Genomic DNA, 10,095 nt, shown 5'->3' with positions numbered 1-10,095 from the left:
AACTGGATCAGGCCGCATCAATTCAACGACGGGCTACCGCCTGCGGTGGCCGAAGAAAAACTCAACCCACTGTCCGGGATGGGTTGACCACTACACTCCATCAAATTGCCATCATCGGCTAGAAACTACTCGCTGCATAGCCGTCGTGACATGCTGCGTGGAGCAAGGGGCTCCGGGCGTGCAGGTGGAAGCGGGTTGGGGCCCTCCACCGTGCAGGCGATCTGTACAGGTTATGGCGGGACGAACTCCGCGCAGCACCGAGCTAGCAATGGTATGGAGTTCGTGGTCACTTTACCGCTGGGGAACGGGCGCGAAACTGATGGACTGGCGATAAGAATCCTTGTCACCTTTCTCACAGATGGTCAGTCCTAAGTCCCTGTAACCGCTTAGGTTCTCTCCCTAATTGAGTTTCCTACACTCCGACTCGAGGCCGATACGTTCCGTCAGGTGGCCTTGGCTCGTAGCGCCAATAGCGCCTGTGATGCAGGCACCCAGCGCCGAGCCGACCGAGGCCATGCCCACTGCCAGCGATACGAAGCAATGTAATTTCGCCTAATCTTGATTATTCACTTCGGATAAAACTCTATTTTTTCTTGGAGTTATTAATACTCAGCCTTTCTTGTGTCGAGATTTTTCAAAATTAAATAATTTTTATTTAGATTAAATTTCTGCTGGTTCTAAAGTAGATTCGCCGCCAGAGGTGAATTTCATCACATGTCTGCTGGTTTAAGAAATGATGCTCTGCTGAATGGGGCGAGAGCATGCGAGCAAGAACTTTATTTTAGTTGGTGCTGCGGCACGGAGTGTATGTGGGGGTTGGAAGTTTAATCGATATGTGAAAGCCAATTTATAACAATTCCACAATGTAAGCTCTTCTTCCAGGATTTCTCCCGTAGCGGCTAATCCATTGGTCGGAGAGTTTGTAGTCTAATTAAATTAAGGATATTAGTCTCTTTTCGGTTTAATCGTCGGGTTGCGAGAGAGAGGAGGGAGCGGATCGTTCATGCTTTCATCCATAAACTCATCAAGTTGTTTTAGATGGCCGTTGTACACCCAACGATTAAATTGTTCGAGTAGGCTGTTGTTTTCCCGGCGCAGGCGTGCGATTTCTTCTTCTAAATTATGGATTCTGGCCTGCTCGGGAGTATCAGCCTTCTGGCTCTCTGTGGATGGTAAGTTGCATTTTCTATATTTATAGGCTTCCGTTATCCTTGCGTGATTGTTTAGAGCCTGGCGGGTATATTTTATGCGAAGAGATAGAAATACTTCATGAATTAGATCGTTCCAAGTTAGTTTTGGGTGTGGCCATAAGTCAATGATCTCTACTATTCTTAATACTGTGCCGTCGTCTAGATTTTTTGACCGTACTCTGCTAGGGCTCGTGGTTTTCATGAATTACTCTTTTGGTAGATTTTTTGTTTTTGGTTCTTCTAAAAGATTTGGGTGGATTTTACTTCTTTTTCCAGATGCAATTTCAAATCTTGACGGTGATGATATTGATGACGGCCGGATTATCGCGCCGGCCGGGGTCGCGGGGGATTCAAGTATATATATTAACTCATTGACTCTGGATAGTTCGTCTAGCTGGAATTTAAACCATTCTGCAGAGCCCAATACCTTCTGGCTAAAGGCAAGTCTTGCGGAGTTGACAAGTTCCTGAAGTTCGCTCCTATATCTGTGAAGGTTCTCCTCGCCTCTCTTATCTCCCTTGATGCATACATGTTCGTCACAGTTTACACAGCCGCCCGCGGCTTGGCACGGGCTAAGAAGATAGTCATGGAGGCAGTGTCCGTACATGGTTACGTGTGCGGCAGTGTGGGATACAGTTATAAACTGGTCGTGGGTTATTAGATTCCTATTTGCCATGTCGGGGAAAGGAGATAGTGGTGTTTTTTCTTTATCTAGCGCGTCTGCAAGGATGTTTATAACGTCAAAGTCTGATTGGTGGTTATATACGGAATTTTGCAGAGTGGATTTTCTTCCCGACCAAGCGGCAATCTCCTCTTCGGTAAGTTTGAGCGTTTGGTTGGCTAGAGTGTTTAGGTAGTGTCTGAACATATGTGTGGTGATTGTAAGGTGGTTGCCATTTCGGTCTCTGTAGTTAAGTTTCTCGAAGATTGACTTGTTCTTCGATTTTTTGTTTGTTGTTAGTGATTTGCTAAGTATTGAATAGCTAACTCGTTCGATTATGCAGTTAAATGGGATGTCGGATCTATACTCTTGGCGGCGTTGGATAAGTAGTGATTCGCTGAATTTTGCACCTGTGCGAGGATCGAATATCGGGAGTTCACGTGGCAGTTGATTAATAATGGCCTTTTCAAGGCTGGAGAATTTTATTTTAACCGGTTGATTGCCTGTGTGATTAAAAGGGATTTCGAGCCTTCTCAAAGTGTTTCGAACTCTTGCGGTTTCAGGGCGAGATATATCTCTAATTTCACCGCTGAATAAAATCGCAAAGGCTTCTTTGTAATTTATATATTCCTTACCCCTGAGGCACTCTAGGATTGGTGGGAGATAGATTGATTTAGGGTTTGATTCGTACCATATGCAGATCAATCTCGCAGGTTGAGAAAGAACCTTTAGTTTATCTATGGCTTGGCGAACCACAGGAGCCATCTCTGCAATTAATGGCTTAATAGTTGGCATTCCCCCTTTTGCAGGATACCAAATCATGCCAGGGGCTTCACTTGGTGTAGTGATACCTTCCACGTCGTCAATTAAAATATCGAGAGGAAGGTGCAGTACCTCGATGACACGGCTTGGGTTTGATATTAGCAGGGCGCTTATTGCGCTGGATACCATGCAGCATTTGTCCGAAGTTTCGGACGTAAATATTTCTGCTAGTGCCTCAAGCGCCATCGGGTCGGGTAACTTTCTATTTCTTTCTATGTCGAATTGCTCTCCAAATCTTGTTCTTCGGCTTTTCTTGATAGTAGGCGGTCTCCAAGTAAAGCTTCTTTCATAAAGGTTAAGTGAGAGTATGGCTCTGTATATCTGGCCCAGCTGGGCGTGATAACTGCTGGATGTGGTGGGGGCGAAGTTTTCTGTAATATCTTCTGCTGCTTGCTCTAAAATTTCGGCAGTGATTTTTGTTGGGCAGTAACTCCCTGTAATCTTTAAAAGCGATTCGTAGAGAATTTTTATTGTTGTTAGTCTAATTGCAATGACGACAGTTGGCTTGGATATGCTTAGGTATATAATCAGGGACTTTGCGAATGAAAGAAAAGGTTCGTGCATCAGCATTTCTTCGGGAATAATCGAAGGGCGAGGATTTGTCCTGTCTTTTCTCAAAGATTTTGGGCGAAAATTTCTTGAAGAGAAATATATGTAGTTTGTAGCTGATCCCAACTGTCCTGCATCCCGGATGTACCAAGCATTATCTTCATAGCGGTTCTGTGGCAATAGTGCTGGGTATTTTTTCCAAGTCTCGATGAATTCTTTTAATCTGCTACTGGCTTCGTCAGGTCTCATTAGTCTGACTCCTTCAGTTCTTTGCATCTTTTTATAATTTGTAGGCAGCCTAGGATAGAAATATCATTAATGTGTGCAATCCTTGCGTCTGCATTAGCAGAGATTTTCTTTTGAGCGTCGATCATATAAGAGAGCGCGGCTTCATGCGGGCCGTCCAGCCAGGGCTCAAAGCAAGGGCATCCGCCATAGCAAGCCCATGGCCTGGAGAACTGACATCGAATGAGACTTCCGCAACTTCCCATGGCGCGGCCGGATTTATCAACTCGCAGATCAACTATTCGACTGCATTCGTCAGGTCTTGTTGCTTCCGATTCTTTTCTAAGAAGTCTCCCAGAGTACGCCTTCACTATGGGTTCCATGGACGGGCCTATTGCCTCGTTGAAGTGTATTCTCTCTTTTTTGCTCAAGTCAGCATAAATCTTCAAGTTGTCTAAAGTTATATGGTCAAGCAATTCTGCTAGAACTGTGAGTGGCACGCCCTCATCAATTCCTCTGCTGCAAAATGTTCTTCGGAATCGATATGGAAATACATTTAAATAGTCATTTGTTCGTATTGATGGTATCTTAAGTTTTTTGAATAGTCGCTCGATTCTATATGTCAATGCAGCTGAGGTGCAGTGATATTCGAATCCCACGGATTTTGCGAAGTATTGTTTTTTCCTCTGCGGAAATAAAGGTGCTTGATCTACGTCGTCCAGCATGTCCTTGAATTCGGATTTTATGGATATTACGTGGGAATGTAATATCTCTCCGAATTGCTTTACTATCGTTCTTTTTTTTGAATTCGCTGCGCAAAAGCTTATTTTCTTTCTTGGCGCGAGGGAGTCTTAATATATAAGTGCCGTCGGGTAGTAGTTCAAAGTCCATGCATTTTAATGAGGCTGCCTGTACAGGGCGTGGGGCGAGAGTCATAAATAAATAGCAGAGTATGTAATTCTCGCGATTTATTAGTCCGTCTGCGTAAGAGTTGGTGAGAGATGCGCTAATCGTGTCGAACTCCAGATCAGTGAATGGTCCCTTGATCGGATCGTGTGTCCGTACGGCCTCTCCAAGTGGGTATTGCTTGAGTTTTAGAGACTTAATTAGTTTGCAGGCTTCTTGCCCAAATCCTGGGAGCTTGAGATCGCTCCAGTCAACAAGTAGTGGACGGATGGCGGCAAGAATATGGACGTGATTCTTCTTTTGCAGCTTAAAGACTATGATTTGTTCCGCCGTAATTTCTGGGGGTGAACTTGGCTCAAGTTTTTGAATGTTTCGTAATAAATATATTAGCGTATGAAATAAAGTGTTGGCAGTGCTTGGAGATTTGTGCTTAAGCTCCCAGGTGAATAGTTTCTTGATATGTGGAATCAGATCACTGTAGGGTTGTGGTATGTTTTTGAAATTCATTGAGATCTGCTTGACCCCATCTCGGAATGCCCAATTGTCAGGTTTTGTTAAGTATTCCGTGCTGCTTCTTGTCGTTTCAATATCTTTAAGGGGAATGGATGAGTTTTCTTCAATGAAAGCTGCAGCCAATTTTTTCATTTTTGGCTTTCCTCAGTCCCGAAAATCTTGCTCTGTATAGATAGACTGGCCTCTGCTGCTTGCTCTTGGATGAATCTCTTAATGTAGCGCCGAGGTGTTTGAGATGTGTCACTCCATCCGCCTATTCTTCGCAATATTCTCATCATTTCATTTTCGCTAAAACCTGCTTGATACATGTCCCTGGCTAGGATCTCAAAGTAGGTGTGTCTTAATGTATGTGGGCATATGGTTTCCAAAGTTGTTGCTTTTCTAATGTCGGTGAATATTCTGTTGAGCTCTGAAGTGCTTAATGGGGTCCCACTGTTTGAAACTATTAGGAAGCTGTGTCTGCCTTTTACTATCTTGTGGCGTAAGGGCAGGTACTTGGTTATGAGTTGCGCTGTTTCTCTGTCAATTTTTAGTCCTCGGCCGTTTGTTTTTGAGTTGGGCTCTCTTAGACGCGGATCTTCTATGTCGTCCGGGCGGCGGTGTATGAGTATTTCTAAGTTTCGCGGGGAAAAGTCTTCAACTCTCAATCCTAGAAGTTCAGATCGTCTAATTCCCAGCTTTGAGATAATTTGCGTTATGAGGTGGTTGCGGGGACGCGTGAAGGCAAGGTTCCAAGGGTTTAGTGGGCTTTCTGGTTGTACTATGGAGTCTAGTTCCAGTAGTTGTTCAGGGGTAAGGCCAAGCCTATCATTGAGGGTAGAGCTTTTGCTTAGGTGAGGTGTGCTCTTTTGTATTTTCCGCTCAATTAGTTCCTTGAGCTCTTGTAGATCGCTTTTTAATGAAGCTTTGGCTTTTGCTATTTCCTTTTCGAACCGCCAAGATAGGAATTTTCCTATGTAAAATAAGCGTATCGCTGCAGTTCCGGGGTGGACTGTGTTCTGTTGGCTGCTTTTGTTCTTGGCGCGAAGTCGCTCCATGTTGATGTGGGAGTATGGAAGTGCTCTGGTCTTCTCTGTTGATACAAGAAGTGAAACTCGTCTATAAGTGGCGTCTATTATTAGGTCAACTTCTGATGCGCTTAAGAACTTCCCGCTCTTAGCTCGTTCAGATAAGAGAATTCCTCTACTAGATAATAACGTGTAAAGGATTGATACGCTTCGGAGAGCTTGCTCTATTGTAGAACTCGCCAAGTTTGATTTTCGCAGTGCGCTTACGACCCATAAGGTCGCGTCGAAATCTGGTACGCCCGTTTCCCGCTTTATCAAGGTGGGAAGGCGTTCGCCGTTGCTGCAAAGCACCATCGTGACGTGATACGGAAGCATGGTAATTACATCCCGTGTTCAGTACCCAATAACCTTCATGTGGCGCGTCGGACGGTTATTCTGTCAACAGCCTTTTTATGCTATTTTTGAATGCCTTTCGGGCTATTTATTTACGTTTCTCTTGGAGCTCATCAGTATGGCTCAATACGTCTACACCATGCACCGGGTCGGCAAGGTCGTGCCGCCCAAGCGTGAAATCCTCAAGAACATCTCCCTGTCGTTCTTCCCCGGCGCCAAGATCGGCGTACTCGGCCTGAACGGCGCGGGTAAATCCACCCTGCTGCGCATCATGGCCGGCGTCGACACCGAGATCGAAGGTGAAGCCCGCCCGATGCCGGGCATCAATGTCGGTTACCTGCCGCAGGAGCCGCGCCTTGACCCGCAGGCCACCGTGCGTGAGATCGTCGAAGAGGCCGTCGGCCAGATCAAGGCTGCCCAGGCGCGCCTGGACGAGGTCTACGCCGCCTACGCCGAGCCGGACGCCGACTTCGACGCCCTGGCCGCCGAGCAGGCCAAGCTGGAGGCCATCCTCCAGGCTTCCGACGGCCACAACCTCGAGCGTCAGCTGGAAGTCGCCGCCGACGCCCTGCGTCTGCCGGCCTGGGACGCCAAGATCGAGCACCTCTCCGGTGGTGAGAAGCGCCGCGTGGCCCTGTGCCGCCTGCTGCTGTCCGCCCCCGACATGCTGCTGCTGGACGAACCGACCAACCACCTGGACGCCGACTCCGTCGCCTGGCTGGAACACTTCCTCCACGACTTCCCGGGCACCGTGGTAGCGATCACCCACGACCGTTACTTCCTCGACAACGTCGCCGGCTGGATTCTCGAGCTGGACCGTGGCCAGGGTATTCCGTTCGAAGGCAACTACTCCGGCTGGCTGGAATCCAAGGCCAACCGCCTGGCTCAGGAAGCCAAGCAGGAAGCCTCCCACGCCAAGGCCATGAAGGCCGAACTGGAATGGGTTCGCCAGGGCGCCAAGGCTCGCCAGTCGAAGTCCAAGGCTCGTCTGCAGCGTTTCGAGGAACTGCAATCGCAGGAATTCCAGAAGCGCAGCGAGACCAACGAGATCTACATCCCGGCCGGTCCGCGCCTGGGCGACAAGGTCATCGAGCTGCACAACGTCACCAAGGGCTACGGCGAGCGCGTGCTGATCGACAACCTGTCGCTGAGCATTCCCAAGGGCGCCATCGTCGGCGTGATCGGCGGCAACGGCGCGGGTAAATCCACCCTGTTCCGCATGCTGACCGGCAAGGAGCAACCGGACTCGGGCAGCATCGAGATCGGCGAAACCGTGCAGATCGCCAGCGTCGACCAGAGCCGCGAAGTCCTCGAAGGCAACAAGACCGTCTGGGAACAGGTGTCCGACGGCTTCGAGCAGATCAAGATCGGTAACTACGAAGTCCCGTCGCGCAGCTACGTCGGCCGCTTCAACTTCAAGGGCGGCGACCAGCAGAAGTTCGTCAAGGACCTCTCCGGTGGTGAGCGTGGCCGTCTGCACCTGGCCCTGACCCTGAAGCAGGGCGGCAACGTGCTGCTGCTCGACGAACCGTCCAACGACCTCGACGTGGAAACCCTGCGTGCGCTGGAAGAAGCGCTGCTGGACTTCCCCGGCGCCGCCATCGTGATTTCCCACGATCGCTGGTTCCTGGACCGCATCGCGACTCACATCCTCTCCTACGAGGACGACGGCAAGGTGGTCTTCTTCGAAGGCAACTACACCGAGTTCGAAGCCGATCGTAAAAAGCGCTTGGGCGACGCTGCCTCGCAGCCGCACCGCGTGCGTTACAAGAAGCTGGCGTAAGCCGCTTCTGCATGAGAACGGGGCCTTCGGGCCCCGTTTTTTTTTGCGGTGCGCGCCGACAGTGATCAGCGGCTGCGCTTGAGATCGTCTAGGGCTCGACGCTGTTCCTCCAGCTGGCGCTGCAGTGTGTCGATTTGCCGCGCCTGGTCCTGCAGGCTGCGTTGCTGTTCTTCCAGCTGGCGCGACATGCGCTCCAGGTCGTCGGTGCTGAACTTCGACTTGTGGATCACTTCGCTGTCGAATGTATCCGCCACCACCAGTGCGCCGGATTCGGTGAAGTTGCCCAGTTTCATGGCCCCATGGGCGGGCAGGGCGAGAGTGCAGGTGAGGGCGGCGAGAAGAGCGAGCGGGAGTGCGAGCATCGTGGGCGTCCTGGAGGCATGAGTTGTTGAGTGCAACTGGCTATTGATTTTGTATACAAAAATCTGCTTTTCTGCCGGTCCGGCAGACGTGGGATTTATATTTTTTGCACCATAAAGATTCATAAAAGCGTCACGCCGCACTATCTCGGGGCGGCGTGGATTGTTAGAGTCTGCCGGCAAAAAAGCATCACATAATCAGAAAAGTACCGGTGTAGACATGACGCAATCCGTTGACTCGTTCCTCGAGCGCCTCAAGCGGCGCGACCCCGATCAGCCCGAATTCCACCAGGCGGTGGAAGAGGTGCTGCGCTCCCTCTGGCCCTTCCTCGAAGCCAATCCGCACTACCTGCAGGCCGGCATCGTCGAACGCATCGTCGAGCCCGAACGCGCGATCCTGTTCCGCGTGCCGTGGGTGGATGATGCCGGACGAGTGCGGGTCAACCGCGGTTTCCGCATCCAGATGAGCAGCGCCATCGGCCCCTACAAGGGCGGCCTGCGCTTCCATCCCTCGGTGAACCTGGGCGTGCTGAAGTTCCTGGCCTTCGAGCAGGTCTTCAAGAACTCCCTGACCTCGCTGCCCATGGGCGGCGGCAAGGGCGGCTCGGACTTCGACCCCAAGGGCAAGAGCGACGCCGAAGTCATGCGCTTCTGCCAGTCGTTCATGAGCGAGCTGTTCCGCCACGTCGGCGCTGACCTCGACGTGCCGGCCGGCGACATCGGCGTAGGCGCCCGCGAGATCGGCTACCTGTTCGGCCAGTACAAGCGCCTGTCCAACGAGTTCACCTCGGTGCTGACCGGCAAGGGCATGTCCTACGGCGGCAGCCTGATCCGCCCGGAAGCTACCGGCTACGGCTGCGTGTACTTCGCCCAGGAGATGCTCAAGGCCCGCGAAAGCGGCTTCGACGGCCAGCGTGTGGCCATCTCCGGCTCCGGCAACGTGGCCCAGTACGCCGCGCAGAAGGTCATGGAACTGGGCGGCAAGGTGATCTCGCTGTCCGATTCCGAAGGCACTCTGTTCTTCGAGGCCGGCCTGACCCTGGAACAGTGGGAGGCCGTGATGGAGCTGAAGAACGTCCGTCGCGGCCGTCTCAGCGAAATGACCGGCCCCGGCCTGCGCTTCATTGCCGGTGAGCGCCCCTGGTCGCTGGCCTGCGATATCGCGCTGCCCTGCGCTACCCAGAACGAGCTGGATGCCAACGACGCGCGCACCCTGCTGGCCAACGGCTGCATCTGCGTGGCCGAAGGCGCGAACATGCCGTCGACCCTGGAGGCTGTGGATATCTTCATCGACGCCGGCATCCTCTACGCACCGGGCAAGGCTTCCAACGCCGGCGGCGTCGCCACCAGCGGCCTGGAGATGAGCCAGAACGCCATGCGCCTGCTGTGGACCGCCGGTGAAGTGGACCAGCGCCTGCACGGCATCATGCAGAACATCCACCATGCCTGCGTCGCCTACGGCGAGGAAAATGGCCGGATCAACTACGTGAAGGGCGCGAACATCGCCGGCTTCGTCAAGGTCGCCGATGCGATGCTGGCCCAGGGCGTGGTCTGATCGCTCCCTGTAAATGAAAGACGGGCCCGATGGGCCCGTTTTTCTTTGTGGCTCGTGCAGGCTTTTCGTAGGAGCGAGCTTGCTCGCGAATCGGTCTGGCTCCCCTGCTCGGCTCGATCTCGAGCAAGGGCT

At 51.5% G+C, this 10,095-nt stretch carries 7 protein-coding genes; 2 read left to right on the top strand and 5 right to left on the bottom strand.

All coding sequences use genetic code 11. The features are described from left to right. Positions 1–945 precede the first annotated feature (945 nt). The 4 genes from ACIPK7_RS25630 to ACIPK7_RS25615 form a co-directional block, all read right to left on the bottom strand. Positions 946–1,392 (bottom strand): hypothetical protein, encoded by a 447-nt coding sequence (locus ACIPK7_RS25630; protein ID WP_401090990.1) that lies wholly within the window; start codon positions 1,390–1,392, stop codon positions 946–948. Positions 1,393–1,395: 3 nt separating this feature from the next. After that, positions 1,396–3,471, bottom strand: a complete 2,076-nt coding sequence (locus ACIPK7_RS25625; RefSeq protein WP_401090988.1) for a hypothetical protein — start codon at positions 3,469–3,471, stop codon at positions 1,396–1,398. 591 nt (positions 3,472–4,062) lie between these two features. Then, positions 4,063–4,998 (bottom strand): hypothetical protein, encoded by a 936-nt coding sequence (locus tag ACIPK7_RS25620; RefSeq protein ID WP_401090986.1) that lies wholly within the window; start codon positions 4,996–4,998, stop codon positions 4,063–4,065. Beyond that, the gene (locus ACIPK7_RS25615; RefSeq protein WP_401090984.1) at positions 4,995–6,248 is read right to left on the bottom strand and encodes a tyrosine-type recombinase/integrase; all 1,254 of its coding nucleotides are present in this window, start codon (positions 6,246–6,248) and stop codon (positions 4,995–4,997) included. The genes ACIPK7_RS25620 and ACIPK7_RS25615 overlap by 4 nt, the downstream gene beginning before the upstream one ends. Positions 6,249–6,384: 136 nt before the next feature. On the opposite strand from ACIPK7_RS25615, the gene ettA reads away from it, so the two are divergent. Next, complete coding sequence (gene ettA / locus ACIPK7_RS25610; protein WP_192431709.1) at positions 6,385–8,049, top strand: energy-dependent translational throttle protein EttA; 1,665 nt, start codon at positions 6,385–6,387, stop codon at positions 8,047–8,049. 65 nt (positions 8,050–8,114) lie between these two features. Here ettA and ACIPK7_RS25605 read toward each other — a convergent pair whose 3' ends face one another. Continuing rightward, the gene (locus ACIPK7_RS25605; RefSeq protein ID WP_401090982.1) at positions 8,115–8,411 is read right to left on the bottom strand and encodes a hypothetical protein; all 297 of its coding nucleotides are present in this window, start codon (positions 8,409–8,411) and stop codon (positions 8,115–8,117) included. Between the two features lie 217 nt (positions 8,412–8,628). Here ACIPK7_RS25605 and gdhA point away from each other — a divergent pair, with 217 nt between their 5' ends. Beyond that, positions 8,629–9,963 carry an NADP-specific glutamate dehydrogenase gene (gene gdhA, locus ACIPK7_RS25600; RefSeq protein ID WP_192431708.1) on the top strand — a complete coding sequence of 445 codons (1,335 nt, stop codon included), beginning with the start codon at positions 8,629–8,631 and terminating at the stop codon, positions 9,961–9,963. Positions 9,964–10,095: the final 132 nt, after the last annotated feature.

It is taken from the genome of Pseudomonas sp. NPDC086581, assembly GCF_044746165.1.
In the GTDB taxonomy this organism is placed as follows: domain Bacteria; phylum Pseudomonadota; class Gammaproteobacteria; order Pseudomonadales; family Pseudomonadaceae; genus Pseudomonas.
Note: the sequence above shows the minus strand (reverse complement) of the source record. Positions and strands in the feature narration are given on the sequence as shown.